The organism is Candidatus Cloacimonadota bacterium, from assembly GCA_016932035.1.
Classification (GTDB): Bacteria; Cloacimonadota; Cloacimonadia; order JGIOTU-2; family JGIOTU-2; genus Celaenobacter.
In genome coordinates this window covers 1-15,143 of record JAFGDR010000013.1, presented here as the reverse complement: position 1 = coordinate 15,143, position 15,143 = coordinate 1, and the positions used below count along the sequence as shown (strand labels likewise).

Genomic DNA, 15,143 nt, shown 5'->3' with positions numbered 1-15,143 from the left:
AGCATGAAAAGAATATTAAAATCAATCGGTACACTTTTTTCCATTATCGCCATGAGTGCCTTCTTAACAGGTGATCCAGTTGTGCAGGCTGAGCTGGAATTACCGAAGGTCTATTTTACAAAGGAAATTTCCGATGAAGCATTACTGCGCATTTATCAGAATATAAAAGATAATGTTCATGGAAAAGTAGCCATAAAAGTGCATTTTGGTGAAGAAGGCAATAAGAACTTTATTAAACCAGACATCATGAGATCACTTGTTAAGGAAACCGATGCAACATTTGTCGAAACGAATGTATTATATGTGAGTAAACGGCGTTATACAGAAAGTCACATTCAACTTGCAAAGGATCATGGTTTTGGATTCGCACCGATCGGTATTCTCGATGAAAAAGGAATAAAATCTATTCCCGTTGACCTGAAACATTTCAAGGAAATTAAGGTTGCAAGAGGTGTTGATGATTATGATTCTTTTATAATTCTATCTCATTATAAAGGTCATACTTCAGCAGGTTTCGGTGGTGCAATTAAAAATGTTTCAATGGGACTTGCTGCAATTCCAGGAAAAATGGCACTTCATGCATCCACCATTCCAACGACAAATCCTAAACGATGTATCTCATGTGGGTTGTGTGTTAGTAACTGCCCGGCAGATGCCATATCGACCAATCCTCTTGTTATTGATTCGAGCAAATGTATCGGTTGTGCAGATTGCATTGGAATATGTCCGCAACGAGCTTTTGGAGTTCCCTGGTCCAGTACTTCCCAACCGATCTTCCAAGAACGATTATGTGAATATGCAAAGGGAATGTGCGATTCGTTGAATATGGTCTATATAAACGTGCTTGCCAATATTTCGCGAGTATGCGATTGCTCTCCATATGCTCCTCCACCATTCATGGAAGATCTTGGCATCATGGCCTCTACTAATATTGTAGCTATCGATCAAGCATGTCTTGATATGGTTAATAAATTCCAAGAGATGGACGATACATTTCTGCATCAAAGCGGCACAAGCGGCAATACTCAAACAGACTACGGACAATCTATTGGCCTGGGAAACAAAGAATATATTTTAATAAATATTGATGAACAAATGAATGAGGAATAATGTCTATATTCACCGAAAAAGAGCGTAGAGAATTATTTCCAATTTTTAAAACATGTACTTATCTGAATACTGCATCGACAGGCGTTGTGCCAGAAACAGCAATAGCCGAGCAAAACCGTTTTATGGATTTTTATCGGGGAGCTACCCTTCAGACACAGCCTGAATCCTTTGAAAAAATAGTAACGATCAAAGAAAGAGTTGGAGAACTACTGGGAGCATCTCCTGAAGATATCGCTCTTGTGAACAATACATCATTCGGCATTAATATGGCTGGATGGGGAATAGATTTGAAATCAGGAGACAAGATTGTCATTCCTCCCGGTGAATTTCCTGCAAATGTGTATCCATGGAAAGGACAGGAAACAAGAGGTGCAGAAGTAGTAATCACAAAAAATGACGGGGAAGAATATCTTGATATTGAGGGAGTAAAGGTCATTGCTCCTTCCTGGATACGCTACTATGATGGTTACAGAATTGATCTCAAAGAATGCTCGAAAATTGCAAAAAAACGCAATGCACTTCTCTCAGTTGATGGCATTCAGGGAGCAGGTGTAATGTATCCAGATCTTGAGAAATCTGGAGTGGATACCTTCTCCGCAGGAGCGCAAAAATGGCTGCTCTCTCCCACTGGAACCGGAATTTTATATGTTCGAAAAAATATTCCTATCAGAAGTATTTTCCAGGGATGGCTCAATAGATTTTTAGAAACCCTCGATTTTACGAATGTTCAGCAATATGACATTCCTGAACCGGAAAATGCCTCTCGATTTGAAATCGGCAGCTATCCGTACCAGGCACTTTTTGCAATGCATGCATCCGTTTCTCTCCTTGCTGAAATCGGTATCAGGAATATTCAGAATCACGCGCTTGGATTAGCTCAGAATTTTACCGCTGAGTGTAAATCACTTGGATTGAAGATTGTAAGTGAAGGAGGAAAGAGGAGATCACCAATTGTTGCTGTGCATGTACCGGATGCAGCAAAAGTTCACCGTGAATTACAGGACAATAAAATACTCTGCTCATGCAGGGAAGGCAATCTTCGTTTTTCCTTTCATCTCTATAATAATGAAAATGATATCGAAAAAACAATTGATGTTATAAAAATCCTATTCAAATAAAAATGGAGTAATATGAAAGTTATCGCATTTAATGGTAGCCCTCATAAGGAGGGAAATACGTATTCACTGCTCAAAATCGCATGTCTGGAAATAGAAAATGAGGGAATTCATACAGAGATTGTTCACATCGGAGGTAAACCTATCCATGGATGCCTTGCTTGCATGAATTGCTTTGAGAATAAGAACAACAAATGTATCCAGACCAATGATGTGGTGAACGATTGCATTGCAAAAATGATTGAGGCTGATGGAATTTTAATTGGTTCACCAACTTATTTTTCCGATCTTACCCCGGAAGTAAAAGCGCTTATTGACAGGGCAGGATTCGTCGGATTTGCAAATGGTGGCTTATACAAAAGAAAACTCGGTGCTGCGGTAGTAGCAGTTCGTCGTGCTGGTGCCGTACATGTATTCGATTCGATCAATCATTTCTTTCTCATTTCCCAGATGATAATTCCGGGATCAAGTTACTGGAATGTGGGTGTTTCAGGAAAGGCAAAGGATATTTCTGGGGATGAAGAAGGTATTCGAACAATGCAGAATCTTGGCAAAAATATGGCATGGCTATTGAAGAAGATACAATGATACATTATACAGCAAAGACGTTTTGTGAAAGAGAATAACATGAAAGACTACAAAGAATTCAAAGAAATCGATTTTGATAAACCCTCATTTCTGTTCAAACTCAGTGATTCCCTCGTATATCTTTTCGGTGGAGCGGGTTTTTACAATAACTATTTAAATGCAATCCCTCTTAAGGGCAACGAGAATATTCTTGATTTTGGCAGCGGTGGTGGAGTTGCTTCTAAGATATTGGTAAAACGAATACCCGAAGGACATCTTACCTGCCTTGAACCTTCGAAATGCTGGATTACACGATTGAAAAGAAGGTTGAGAATGTATAAAAACGTTTCGTTCATTAACACGTACATTGAAAATTCAAATATTCCTGATGACTCGTTTGATATCATCCTCATCCACCATGTTCTGCATGATATCCATCCCCAAAAACGGCTTGAAGTACTTAAGCAACTCGCCCGTGTATTGAAAGATAACGGTACGATCTATATCAGGGAACCTATCAAGTTGTCCCATGGTATGCCTTACGAAGAAATTCGGGAATTATTCAAGGAAATTGACAAGAAAGAAGAGAACTTTTCAATTAAAAAAAATAAAGAGTATTCCGGTATTTATACCAGATAAATTCATAGGATTATTTACAATGAAAAAAAATCTTATCATCATCACAGCTATCGTACTTATAGCGTTAGCATTTTCTTTCTGCTCAAAATCAAGCGGTCCCACACCGGATTTTAAATATCTTGGAACCTGGACCGGTCAGAACAGCTATAGCTATCCTGTAGAAATACGTGTGGCAAATGTAAGCAATAAACAGAAGATAACCTACATAGAACTCATTGCAGCAGCAAAATGGGATAGCATTAATTTTATTAACTCCAGCACGAGTGGACTTACTGAAATCATTGATGACAGTTTTTCTTACACAGATACTGATTTATATACTATTACTATTGATGGGACTTTCCAGAGTGAGACATCATTGAACGGTACATTCAATGTCACATTTACAGATGATCCACCAATGTCTGGAACATATACCGTAACAAAACAATAATTCCAATGGCTGAAACAAGCAAAAACGGTCAAACAATCGACGTTAAACACCATCGCTGGCTAACCCTAAACAGAATCGCAGCTCTTACAGATGGGATCTTTGCTATTGTGATGACCCTCCTCGTTCTAACACTTGATCTCCCTCAGCAAGTGGAGATATTTAATCATGCGGAAATAAAAATGTTCCTTCATTCCCAATGGCATGTTCTGTATATTTATTTCCTGAGTTTCATGATCTTAGCAAGATTCTGGACTGCCCATCACTCACAGTTTTCTCACCTCAAAGCGACAAACCCAACACATTTGTGGTTAAATATCGTATTTCTCATGTTTGCTGCGCTGTTACCTTTTACCTCCGATCTTGCAGGAGAATTACCGGCATATTGGTTGAGTCAAATGCCTTTTCATTTGAATATGTTTCTCATCAGCATAACGTTTCTGATGAGCTGGTTGTACGCGTCAAATAATCGACGCTTGTTAAAAGATGATGTTACAGAAAACTTTATCAGATATATAACATCTATAACATGGGTAACTCCACTTGTTTCAATTTTTTGTATGCTTACCGCTTTTATTATTCCAACGTATTCTTCCGTTCCGTACCTGATAATTCCGATTTTACATAGGGTCTTACTAAATCATTATCAGGATTAGACAAAAAGATGCTCTGAAGGAGGTATACTAATGAAGCCACAGCTGTTTGCGCTTGTTACTGCGATTGCCTGGGGTGTTGGAGGATATTTCGAGAAAAAGGGTTTGCATCTTGGTAACCTTGCACCGCAAATGGGTATAACGATACGTACATTTGTTGCTCTTATAATACTGGGGATCGTCAGTATGCCTTATTGGAAGACTGTTCCTCAAGCCGGGACAAAGGCACTTGCGTATATGATCGTGGGCGGTGGTATTGTTGCTGGTTCGGTTGGTATGCTTTGTTTTTATCATGCGCTTAAAGGCGGCAATCTCGATCAGGTTATGCCTATTGCATTCACCTCACCTCTTTTTGGTGCTTTGATGGGTATTATCTTTGCGGGGGAACCGTTATCACTCAAAACAGGGATAGGTATCTTACTGACGATAAGCGGTATTGTTGTACTAACTATCTGATAAAATGAATAAAAGAAAAGCAAAAAAGATCATGATCTGTGTAATAGCTATCTCGCTTTTCTTTATAATATTATCTGTTATCTTCTCCTTGCATGCAATCTATACCGGGGTGAAAAATATCTGCATTCGGGCAAAGAGTGATTTCGGAGAGGATTGCATTATGTCACTTGCTCTTTTAGTCAGATCTGATAACTATTCTGAAAAAGATAAGATCCATGCAGTATGGGCCATGGGACAGATAGCTGACAGCGAAGCAATTCCCTATATTGAAGAATTTCAGGAGAAATATGATTGCATCGATCCGACTCAAAGATCAAAGATGTGCTACGAATTATACAAAGCAATCAAATGGTGCACCAGCGGCAACATTACAAGCTGGATGTATAAGAAAAGAGAAAATTGGTAGAGGTGATCCCGATGAAAAAAATATTATTTCTTCTAAGCTGCATACTTGTTCTTTCTTCCTTCCCCCACGAGCTGCACGCATGTTCTGTATTCCAGACAACCGATGAAGCAGGTAATGTCCGATGCGGCAGAAATTTTGATTGGAACAAGGATGGAGGAATGATCTGGTTCATACCTCCGGATGCTGGCAAACATGGATTTCTGATAATAGAGCAGGAAGGTTTTGAATACCCATATGAAGGCATGAATGACCAGGGTTTGTTTATTGCAATAGCAGCAGTTCCAAAAACGAAAGTGCCTTTCTCGATTCTTAAGCCAATCCGCGTGAGTTGCGAGATGGTCACCATTGTTCTTGAAAATGCAGCTAACGTGGAAGAAGCGATTCCATACTTTCATAAATTTTCAATTGCTATTGGAACTCAATACGGCTACCCGCTTATCCATTACATGATCGTTGATAAAGAAGGACATTCAGCAATTGTTGAACTTGTTGAGGACAAGATAGTCGTTACAAAGAATACTAAAAATTATCAAGCAATGACGAATTTCTATGTCAGTGCGCCTGAACTTGCTTTTAGTGAAAATGAAAAAAGATGGCGGTATGAAATACTCACCGAAACCCTCGCAAAAGAAAAATCTTCACAGCAGCTTGTCTGGCAGCTTCTTGAAGATGTCTCTCAAAATAGTACGATATGGTCAAACGTATACGATCTCAATAAACAACTCGTCTATATTTCCTATAAAGACGAGGAAGTTGTTGCGTTTAGTTTGAAAGATCAACTGTATACAGGAGCTCACGGTTTTGATCTCAGACATCTTACTAACTCGACTCCCATTCCATTGATTAAAGAACGGAACAACGTACTTATCAGACCGACCGGTGGTTTTGGTTTTATTGGAAATCAACAGTTTTTCCATGCAGGAGCAAGAATTCTTCTGCAGACTGGAGAAAGCCAAAGATACGGACTTGATGTCACCTATTTCGACCGAAAAGGAGATACGTTTTTTTCGTTGGGTATTGTGCTTGAACAAATACTATGGGGATGGTTCAATTCTTCGATCGGCACGATCGGATATTTTCATTATGGCGAAGACAATGAAAGTGTCGTCGGTATTACATCAAATCTTGGCTGGGAACCCGATAATCACATTCCTATTCACCCTTTTGTTACATGGAGAAATGATATCATCTTTGGTAAGAAGGTCGAAAATGTGAACTCAATCAGTGCCGGGGTTGATTTCTATTTTTAGATAAAAAAAAGGACTGATAAAAACAGTCCTTCTCTACTATATTACTTCAATTATTATTTACTCTTAACAGTACCCTCTTTATAAAATGGTGGCTTTATTATTGTGGCAGGATATAATGTGCCTCGTATATCAATATCAATCTGATTGCCTGATTTCATATAATCACGATGCACATATCCTGTTCCAATGCCCATACCAAGACTCGGCGACATCGTACCGCTTCTCACTTCCCCGATCTCATTTCCATCTTTAAAGATTTTATAATGAGGACGCGGGATGCCCTTACCATCCATCACAAAGGGCACGAGTTTTCTCTGGATCTTTTGCTGATTTACTATTTCAAGTGCTTGCTTTCCAATAAAGTCACCTTTATCAAACTTCACAACCCATCTCAATCCAGCTTCGAGAGGATTTGTGCCTTTGTCAATATCATTACCATACAAAGGATATTTCATTTCAAGGCGAAGTGTATCGCGCGCACCAAGTCCGATCGGTTCGATATCAAACTCTTTTCCAGCCTCTTCAACCTTTTTCCACATCTCCTCAGCTCGTGTAAGATCAGTGAAATAGATTTCAAAACCATCCTCGCCTGTATATCCTGTCCTTGATATAAGGGCTGGCATTCCATCTATTTGAGAATGAATGAAATGGTAGTATTCGAGGATTGAGAGATCATCTTTAATGAGCTTTTGTACGACCTGTTCTGCCTGAGGTCCTTGTACACCGATCAATGCTGTTTCGTCACTTACATTGACTATATCTACTCCATCGATCAGGTTGCTCTTGAGCCACTCGAAATCTTTATCAAGATTCGACGCATTCACAACAAGATAATAATAATCCTCATCTCTATATATAAGCAGATCGTCAACAATACCCCCATCAGGATAACACATATTGCTGTACTGAACCTGCCCGATCGCAAGCTCAGACACATCATTAATAGTCGTCATCTGTAAAAATTCCAGCGCATGAGATCCCTTAACAATAAATTCTCCCATATGGCTAAGATCAAACATGCCTACGGACGAACGTACTTTTTTATGTTCATGTACAATGCCGTTCTTGTATTGAATAGGCATTTCATAGCCGGCAAATGGTAAAATCTTCGCACCTTTCTCTTTATGAACTTTATAAAATGGTGTCTTCTTGACCATTATTACTCCTTAAAGTTTTACTAATTTATCGTAAGAAATATCATACTAAGATGGATTGTCAAATTTGTTGCTATCTACCATTACCTTTCATCACGAAACTGTTTATACTCTTCTTTCCTGATATAGAGTGAGATGTCGGCTTTCTTTACGAGTTCAGTTGCTTCCTGAACTTTATCGTACTCTGCAAAACCGAAGGTAATACCAACATTGACCAAATGGCTATGATCACCAAAATTCGTCTGAGCCACAGTATTTTCAATCTTATAAGCAATGGTTTGTGCACCCTCTTCATCAGTATCTGGTAAAACAAGGATGAATTCATCACCCCCCCATCGTCCCACGAAATCCTGCTTACGGATAAGCTCTTCCATTGTTTCGCTAAGCTGCATCAGAACCATATCACCAATATCATGTCCAAAGGTATCATTCACCTCTTTGAAATTATTCATATCCCCTATAATGATGGAAAAAGATGTCTTCGTTCGTTCGAACTGATGCTTAAGGTAGTTGATTTTATCGATTATAAATCGACGGTTATAAAGTTTTGTGAGGGAGTCTGTTTCAGCAAGATCTATAAGTTTTTTATTGAGTTCATCGAGTTTTTTATGAAGCCTTGTATGAAGATGATACCGATTCAAGAATACGACGACAAGAGCTATTACGAGGAGAGAGATGACGATCAGCATGTTGCGTTCATTTCTTGAGTTAGCTACTTCCGAATCTTTCAGTTTCTGTTCTCTCCTGAGAAGTTCAAGCTCCTTCTCTTTTTGAGATGCCTGGTATCGGAATTCAAGCTGCTCGATCCTGTAGTCAAATTCACTTATGATTATATCTTCATGCAGTTTTATATATTTTAGAAAATAGAATGATGCATCCTTATAATCTTCCCTGTTGGCATAGTATATTGCCATTGATTTGTATGCCTGGGATAGATCGAAATTATTGCTGTCTTTTTCCGCCTGTACAATCGCATTTTGAATACTTTCAAAATCCAAGGATTCGTCTGCATTTAAAAGTGAGATTGTCACAAAAAGAAGCACAACAATTAACACGAAAAAGTAAGATTTTTGCATTCTCACACCCTGTCCAATTTTATCATGTTTACTTCGGTGCTGGTCTTAAGAGGAATTCCGGCTACAAAAACAATAATATCTTTATGTTCGATGAAGCCTTTCTCATGGGCAAACTTTTTTACTTTTTGCAGTGTCATGTCCGTTTCTTCGAGATTCTGCATCAGATAACCATTCACGCCCCAGACAAGCTGGAGAAGATTCAAAGTTTGGATATGTTCTGTAAAAGCAAAGACAGGTGTATGTACCCTATACCTGGCAAGATGCCGTGCTGTTCTGCCTGTTTTGGTGACAGCAAAGATGGCCGATGCATTCGTTTCCTGTGCAATTGCACATGCAGCTTTTGACAGGTCGATCACAAATTGGTCAGTTCGGAAGGTTGAACTGAAAAGATCGGTGCTTGGCACACAGTCCTGCTCAGAACGGGTGATGATCTTCTTCATCATACGAACAGCTTCTTCTGGATGAGCACCGATTGAAGTTTCAGCGCTCAGCATAACAGCATCTGTTCCATCAAAAACAGCATTAGCTACATCGCTAGCTTCAGCTCGTGTCGGAAGAGAATTCTCCACCATGGATTCAAGCATTTGTGTTGCAGTAACAACCGGAGTACTTGCTTTAAGGCACTTTTCAATGATCTTCTTTTGAAGAACCGGCACTTCTTCGGTCGGCAACTCCACACCGAGATCCCCTCGTGCGATCATAACAATATCAGAATGAGCAATGATCTGGTCTATATCTTCGATAGCTTCGGATTTCTCGATCTTTGCAATAATTGGTTTCTGTGAATTCTTCTGCTTAAGAATAGTCCTGAGCTGCTCGATGTCTTTATGCGAGCGCACAAAAGAAAGGGCAAGGAGATCAATATTCTGTTTACAGGCAAAATCTATATCTTTCAGGTCTTTATCTGTAATCGTCGGTGAACTGATTGACACACCCGGAAGGTTAATCCCTTTTCGTGACCGTACCACACCACCATTATCAACAATACAGTGGACTTCATTACCCTTTACAGAAGAGACAGTAAGAGAAATATATCCGTCATCGATGAGGATGGCATCTCCTTTTTTAACATCATGGGGTAGATTTTTATACGTTGTACCGATCTTGGTTGGAGTACCCGGCACATCTTCAGTTGTTATGATCAAAGTATCATGAGGATTCACATAGAATTCCTTCTCAACTAAACCGATACGCAACTTTGGACCGCCAAGGTCTGCAATGATTGGAATCGTTAAACCGCACTTTGCCGATGCAGCACGAATATTTTTGATGTATTGCAGATGTTGGTCATGCGTACCATGTGAGAAATTCAAACGAGCTGCATTCATACCGGCTCGAATCAATAATTCGATTTTTTCAATACTTGCCGTAGCAGGACCGATCGTACAGATAATCTTTGTCCTGGTCGTTAGCACTTTACTCATTAACTGCATCCTCAAAGTTCACGACACGGTTTTTCCCGAGATGTTTCCCATCATATAATGCCTGGTCTGCTTTTTTGATGAGATCATTCACTCCCATATCATACTTGTATTCTGCAACACCAATGGTCAGGGATGCATTCAACGTGTGTTGATTGAAATAAAAATTTCTTGTATCTACCTTTGTCCTGATCTTCTCCCCAAGTATTATGCCGCCTTTGGTTGGTGTATCCGGTAGTACAAGGATAAGTTCATCACCTCCCCAGCGACCTAGGAAATCCTGTTTTCTGATATTGTCTTTAATAAGCTGCCCTAAAGAAATCAATATATGATCACCGGCATCATGTCCGAAGGTGTCATTGATTGTTTTAAAATCATCGATATCTGCAATAATAACGGTAAAGGGACGTTTGTTTCGTTCATATACGATCTTAAGATACTCTATTTTTTCTACGATAGCACGACGATTATTAAGTGTGGTTAGGGCATCTGTTTTAGATAGCACATCGAGTTTTTTATTGTACTTCTGAAGTTCTAGGTTCGCTTGATACTTTTCTTTGTTGCGTTTTTTAATCACAAAAATAAGAACTAAAACGATCCCGCATATGAGGATCAAGAATAGACTTAAAATCTTATTTCTGCTAATCGCGACCTGCTTCAGTTGCTGATCTCTTTTGAGGAGACTCAATTCCCTTTCCTTCTTCTCAATACCGTATCTATTTAACAGATCCTGAATCCTTGCTTCGATGTCACGTGAGTGAACTCTATCCCACAACTCTGTATACTGCGACATATATCTGTATGAATTTTGATATGATCCTGTTAGATAGTCGATATCGAACAGTGCATGATATGAGTCCAGTTCACCATACTGATCACCCGACGAACGAGCAAGTTCGAGGGCATCGGTATAATATGTTCTCGAAGTAGAGAATTCATTCTTCTTGAGAAAATCATGACCAATATGTATAAGCGATTGTATCTGCCCTGACATATAATGAGCATTAACGGCAAGACAACATGATTCATCATGACATTTCAGAGCTTTATCAATATCACCTTTTTTTAGATATAATGCACCGATACAATTGATTGTTGAAACAAGTCTTTCCTGGCTGTTAAGTTCCTCTTCCACGTCCTGGGCTCTCATATAGTATTTGAGTGCTTCGTCAATATTTCCCAGATCTTCATGAATCTTCGCAACATTGCAGAGCACATAATCAAGCTCCATCTTCGTGCCGATCATTTCGAGGAATCCAAGACTACGCTGATGAAAGTTGAGTGCTTTCTTCTCCTCTCCGATCTCATCATACAGCACACCAAGATTACCAAGGGCTTCTGCAGTTTCTTTTCCGCTGTTCATTTCCCTGAGTAATTCGAGAACCTGTTTATGATGATCAAGGGACTTCTGATAATTGCCGAGGTAATAATATACATTTCCAAGATTGTAAATGATCCATGTGGAATATCTGGTATCATGAATCTGCTGCGCACTTTCTTTTGCACGTACGTAGAAATCGATGGCATGAGCATAGTCGCCATCAAGCTCCATGATGATTCCCAAGTTATTCAACAAACGTGTTCTATCTCCCTCAAAATCGTAATCCTGCACGAATTCCAACCCCATTTCATAATACTTTAATGCCTCTTCCGGTTGGTCGAGATACAGGAAACAGTTCCCGATTACATTATATAATTTTCCTTTTAACTCCCGGTCGTCATCATTATTTTCCAGAACCTGCAAAAAATAGTCGATCGCTCTTTCGTAATTTTTCTGAAGGTACTGGATAAGCGCTTTGTTGTAAAGGATCAGTGCATTGATATCCTTTGATTTCACGATCTTTGGAGCTTCGAGTACCTTTCGGGCATAGCCGAGGTTCTGTGTGGCAGTAAATCCAATACGCTCGCCTGAAATAAGATCATATATTTTAAAACGCACCTCAGTTGGCTGGTATATCCACTCGTCGTTTTGATTAAGATCTCCTTGCGCAAATAAAGATACACAAGCAATGAGCAGGAAAAGCGTAATAACTACAAACCTGTAGAAAGGAACATCAACCTGCTTTTTTTTCATATGATCTTCATCAATCAGTATAGATGTAAACGCCACCGTCATTGTCTTTTGTGTGGATTGTTGTATAGAAACTCTCATCCATTATTTCATCAAAGGTAATCGAATCAAGGTACCTGGCAATAATACGAACAGAATCATCATCAGATATCTTGATCTTTACATAATTATAAACGTACCCATCGCCAATTGGATTTTCAATTAATTTACTCGAAGAGAAGACCACATATGCGTTTTTGTTCCCGAAAATGCCAGCCGGGAAATATTCATACACATCAATGCTCATCCCGCCGATTGCATTGGGAGAATATGTTTTTTCTTCATTATTGCTGATCAGCGTACAATCACCGTAATGGATAACCACACGCGCCTCTCCACCGGTGTTCAAAAGGGACATCAGTTCTGTGAACGATCCAACTTCACAAGATTCTGCATGAAGGCAAAATACGAGAGGAATGAGTAACAGCAACAATAGAATAAACCGTTTTATCATGTCATGGCTCCGCACATAGTAGTATGGATATGAGAAAATTTGCCGGAAATTTGTCAATTTTTATGGAGTTAGAAAGTATTTGGGTTTAACATGTTAAATCCCTACTTCCATTTAACCACCTTGCCAACATGTTCATCATCTTCTATAAGATTTGCAAGGATGGGAGATGTGCTCCAATAATTGGCATCCCCGTTATAAGCAAGCTGAGGCCAAACATCCATGACAGTTCTATCGGGTCTCAATACATAGAGGTTATGATCGTGTGCTGCGCATATGATCTCAGGAATTTCATCATTATCTACATCACTAACTGCAGCAGAAAATGCAACAATTTTTCTGTTAAATTTTATTGTTCTCAGTAGAGTTCCGTTCGAACTGGACTTCATCCCCCAACTGGCTGATGCAGTTAAGAACAAATAATACAAACAGTATCCCAATGTTATTTTATTTTTCATCATTCTGAACTCTATTCTCATTTCGGGATTATGAAGTCTAGCCACAAAAAAGGCAATGAAACCAATCATTGCACTGTTTTTGTTTATACTTTTGCTTTTATTTCTTCTTCGATGTGTATAACGTACTAAAGGGAGTCACAAATCCAATCGTGAATGACAACATAAAACTGATACTCCACATGAATCTTCCATGACCATGTATGATCAAATTATAAAGAAATATTACAACTGTGCTAGAAATGAATGCAACCACAAAGGTTATGATAAACTGAATAACGAATTCTTTAAATTACATGTCACTCCTTGCTAATGCTTTACAGTATGTTTACTGCTTTCTTGGCGTTGAACATCCCAATCGTATCCGCAGTTTTGGCATTTTCTGTGATCGAGATAACTCTCGGTCGTTGTGATCTCTTCATCCCAATGTCGATCATAATGTTTGGTCGTTACATTTCCGGAAGTGGTTGAGCCTTTATACACATCCCGTGCCTTCCATGCTCTTGATTTGTCGGTACCGGTATGTGTGGATCCTTTATCCTCTGCACTCCACATGGTATGACAATTTGGGCACCGATTATAGTTGATCGTGCTATTGTTACGTTTTACATAAATGAACCATGGAATGAGAGTGAATATCGCAATGACGAGAAATTGATCAAGAATAACATATAGTGTCAACACAAGGAAGAAGAAATACATAAACGCAGTAAGAAGGATGAAGTTAATGAATTTGACCAATCCATTTCCCATCGGCTTTATAGCAATGATAAGTCGCCTGAAAGGCCAGGAAATAAGCTGTGGAATCGAGAAGAAAATGAAAATTCCAATAATCGATACAATAAAGCCAAGCACTTTTGTGAAGAAATTTTTCTTCCGGAATTTCGACCACCAATTTTCACCAGATTTCTCATAATAACTCTTCTTACTGTTCGAGATCCAGTTGAAATTGATATTGCGTATTAAGCCGGCAAGTGGTAACTTTTCAGCAATAGATTTTTTTGCTTTTCCAAGCAAAACTATCTCCTTGGCTTGGTCATTATCATAAACCACTTTAATGCCGTTATGACGCATTTTTTGTTGTACTGCTATCACATATTCAAAATAGAGTTCAGAGGATGTTTGATCATTATTTGTGTATACAAACGCACTTGCAGGACCAAGATAGTCCAGCGTCTGCTCCTTTGTATTGTTGATCAAATTATCTTGCAATTTGTCTATAGCAAAAATTCTGTGAAATTGTTGATCTACCTCAGGTAAGCTTTTGAAGTAGGGGGAACGCATGTAATGACGAATCACAGAGCCGGTCCTTCCATCTTCGAGTCTGACGGTATATACTCCACCATTCTGAATAGTGGCTATTCGATATGCCCTTGTACCAGGGGGGAGCAGTTCATAATTTCCCTGTCCATATTCTGCGTTCGGATAGAATTTAATTGAATCTGGTCGTTCATTTACTACCCAATGTGCTTCTTCAAGATCATCGGCTACAATAAGTCCGTATTCTCCAGAAGGCAACTCTACTTTAAAACTGAATGCTTGGTTAGCAAAAGGAATAACTTTAGTGCCAGCCCACACCTGCTTGAGTTCAATGGATGGTTCACCCTTTGATTGATACGTATCCCAGCAAAGCCATGTGTTGTTTTTCACCGTCCAGGTTTCTCTTTCCTTTGTCTCTTCCTGAGCAAGTATTATCGACGAGGCAAGTAGGAAAATTAACAAAAAACTCATACCCTTTTTCAACATAGAATTCTCCTTTCGTTTAAAATGTTTTAAAATTGAGAAATTTACAAACAAACGATTTTTCCTTATCTCATCTCTAAATAGAGTCAAGTTTTATAAATAATTAT

16 protein-coding genes are annotated in these 15,143 nt (G+C 39.0%); 9 read left to right on the top strand and 7 right to left on the bottom strand.

The window, feature by feature from the left end:
• The first annotated feature begins 3 nt into the window (after positions 1 to 3).
• From JW794_02230 to JW794_02190, 9 genes are read left to right on the top strand one after another with little or no spacing between them, the layout of a single operon-like run.
• Positions 4 to 1,110 carry a DUF362 domain-containing protein gene (locus JW794_02230; GenBank protein MBN2016942.1) on the top strand — a complete coding sequence of 369 codons (1,107 nt, stop codon included), beginning with the start codon at positions 4 to 6 and terminating at the stop codon, positions 1,108 to 1,110.
• Positions 1,110 to 2,228 carry an aminotransferase class V-fold PLP-dependent enzyme gene (locus JW794_02225; GenBank protein ID MBN2016941.1) on the top strand — a complete coding sequence of 373 codons (1,119 nt, stop codon included), beginning with the start codon at positions 1,110 to 1,112 and terminating at the stop codon, positions 2,226 to 2,228. The genes JW794_02230 and JW794_02225 overlap by 1 nt, the downstream gene beginning before the upstream one ends.
• 12 nt (positions 2,229 to 2,240) lie before the next feature.
• Positions 2,241 to 2,813, top strand: coding sequence for a flavodoxin family protein (locus JW794_02220; GenBank protein ID MBN2016940.1), 573 nt, complete (start codon positions 2,241 to 2,243; stop codon positions 2,811 to 2,813).
• Between the two features lie 39 nt (positions 2,814 to 2,852).
• Positions 2,853 to 3,431: a class I SAM-dependent methyltransferase gene (locus JW794_02215; protein ID MBN2016939.1), complete on the top strand. Its 579-nt coding sequence runs from the start codon at positions 2,853 to 2,855 to the stop codon at positions 3,429 to 3,431.
• A gap of 19 nt (positions 3,432 to 3,450) precedes the next feature.
• Positions 3,451 to 3,864: a hypothetical protein gene (locus tag JW794_02210; GenBank protein MBN2016938.1), complete on the top strand. Its 414-nt coding sequence runs from the start codon at positions 3,451 to 3,453 to the stop codon at positions 3,862 to 3,864.
• 5 nt (positions 3,865 to 3,869) lie between these two features.
• Positions 3,870 to 4,517, top strand: a complete 648-nt coding sequence (locus JW794_02205) for a DUF1211 domain-containing protein (protein ID MBN2016937.1) — start codon at positions 3,870 to 3,872, stop codon at positions 4,515 to 4,517.
• A 30-nt stretch (positions 4,518 to 4,547) separates the two neighbouring features.
• Positions 4,548 to 4,970 carry an EamA family transporter gene (locus tag JW794_02200; protein MBN2016936.1) on the top strand — a complete coding sequence of 141 codons (423 nt, stop codon included), beginning with the start codon at positions 4,548 to 4,550 and terminating at the stop codon, positions 4,968 to 4,970.
• 4 nt (positions 4,971 to 4,974) lie between these two features.
• Positions 4,975 to 5,376 (top strand): hypothetical protein, encoded by a 402-nt coding sequence (locus tag JW794_02195; protein MBN2016935.1) that lies wholly within the window; start codon positions 4,975 to 4,977, stop codon positions 5,374 to 5,376.
• Between the two features lie 11 nt (positions 5,377 to 5,387).
• On the top strand, positions 5,388 to 6,626 hold the full coding sequence (locus JW794_02190; GenBank protein MBN2016934.1) for a linear amide C-N hydrolase: 1,239 nt from the start codon (positions 5,388 to 5,390) through the stop codon (positions 6,624 to 6,626).
• A gap of 53 nt (positions 6,627 to 6,679) precedes the next feature.
• On the opposite strand, the gene gcvT is transcribed toward JW794_02190, so the two are convergent.
• From gcvT to JW794_02155, 7 genes are all read right to left on the bottom strand, one after another.
• On the bottom strand, positions 6,680 to 7,783 hold the full coding sequence (gene gcvT / locus JW794_02185; GenBank protein MBN2016933.1) for a glycine cleavage system aminomethyltransferase GcvT: 1,104 nt from the start codon (positions 7,781 to 7,783) through the stop codon (positions 6,680 to 6,682).
• Positions 7,784 to 7,863: 80 nt separating this feature from the next.
• Complete coding sequence (locus tag JW794_02180) at positions 7,864 to 8,856, bottom strand: GGDEF domain-containing protein (protein ID MBN2016932.1); 993 nt, start codon at positions 8,854 to 8,856, stop codon at positions 7,864 to 7,866.
• A gap of 2 nt (positions 8,857 to 8,858) precedes the next feature.
• Positions 8,859 to 10,280 carry a pyruvate kinase gene (gene pyk, locus JW794_02175; protein ID MBN2016931.1) on the bottom strand — a complete coding sequence of 474 codons (1,422 nt, stop codon included), beginning with the start codon at positions 10,278 to 10,280 and terminating at the stop codon, positions 8,859 to 8,861.
• Complete coding sequence (locus JW794_02170; GenBank protein MBN2016930.1) at positions 10,273 to 12,351, bottom strand: GGDEF domain-containing protein; 2,079 nt, start codon at positions 12,349 to 12,351, stop codon at positions 10,273 to 10,275. The genes pyk and JW794_02170 overlap by 8 nt, the downstream gene beginning before the upstream one ends.
• A 10-nt stretch (positions 12,352 to 12,361) precedes the next feature.
• A complete protein-coding gene (locus JW794_02165) occupies positions 12,362 to 12,841 on the bottom strand; it encodes a hypothetical protein (protein ID MBN2016929.1) in 480 nt (159 codons plus the stop codon).
• A gap of 101 nt (positions 12,842 to 12,942) precedes the next feature.
• Entirely contained in the window at positions 12,943 to 13,296 is a 354-nt protein-coding gene (locus JW794_02160) for a hypothetical protein (protein MBN2016928.1), read from the bottom strand.
• A 306-nt stretch (positions 13,297 to 13,602) separates the two neighbouring features.
• Positions 13,603 to 14,577 carry a hypothetical protein gene (locus JW794_02155; GenBank protein ID MBN2016927.1) on the bottom strand — a complete coding sequence of 325 codons (975 nt, stop codon included), beginning with the start codon at positions 14,575 to 14,577 and terminating at the stop codon, positions 13,603 to 13,605.
• Positions 14,578 to 15,143 lie beyond the last annotated feature (566 nt).

Coding starts and splice junctions, on each gene's coding strand:
- JW794_02225 (MBN2016941.1), top strand. CDS start 1,110: ATGTCTATATTCACCGAAAAAGAGCGTAGAGAATTATTTCCAATTTTT.
- JW794_02155 (MBN2016927.1), bottom strand. CDS start 14,577: ATGCGTTCCCCCTACTTCAAAAGCTTACCTGAGGTAGATCAACAATTT.
- JW794_02230 (MBN2016942.1), top strand. CDS start 4: ATGAAAAGAATATTAAAATCAATCGGTACACTTTTTTCCATTATCGCC.
- gcvT (MBN2016933.1), bottom strand. CDS start 7,783: ATGGTCAAGAAGACACCATTTTATAAAGTTCATAAAGAGAAAGGTGCG.
- JW794_02190 (MBN2016934.1), top strand. CDS start 5,388: ATGAAAAAAATATTATTTCTTCTAAGCTGCATACTTGTTCTTTCTTCC.
- pyk (MBN2016931.1), bottom strand. CDS start 10,280: ATGAGTAAAGTGCTAACGACCAGGACAAAGATTATCTGTACGATCGGT.
- JW794_02200 (MBN2016936.1), top strand. CDS start 4,548: ATGAAGCCACAGCTGTTTGCGCTTGTTACTGCGATTGCCTGGGGTGTT.
- JW794_02180 (MBN2016932.1), bottom strand. CDS start 8,856: ATGCAAAAATCTTACTTTTTCGTGTTAATTGTTGTGCTTCTTTTTGTG.
- JW794_02215 (MBN2016939.1), top strand. CDS start 2,853: ATGAAAGACTACAAAGAATTCAAAGAAATCGATTTTGATAAACCCTCA.
- JW794_02165 (MBN2016929.1), bottom strand. CDS start 12,841: ATGATAAAACGGTTTATTCTATTGTTGCTGTTACTCATTCCTCTCGTA.
- JW794_02205 (MBN2016937.1), top strand. CDS start 3,870: ATGGCTGAAACAAGCAAAAACGGTCAAACAATCGACGTTAAACACCAT.
- JW794_02195 (MBN2016935.1), top strand. CDS start 4,975: ATGAATAAAAGAAAAGCAAAAAAGATCATGATCTGTGTAATAGCTATC.
- JW794_02210 (MBN2016938.1), top strand. CDS start 3,451: ATGAAAAAAAATCTTATCATCATCACAGCTATCGTACTTATAGCGTTA.
- JW794_02170 (MBN2016930.1), bottom strand. CDS start 12,351: ATGAAAAAAAAGCAGGTTGATGTTCCTTTCTACAGGTTTGTAGTTATT.
- JW794_02160 (MBN2016928.1), bottom strand. CDS start 13,296: ATGAAAAATAAAATAACATTGGGATACTGTTTGTATTATTTGTTCTTA.
- JW794_02220 (MBN2016940.1), top strand. CDS start 2,241: ATGAAAGTTATCGCATTTAATGGTAGCCCTCATAAGGAGGGAAATACG.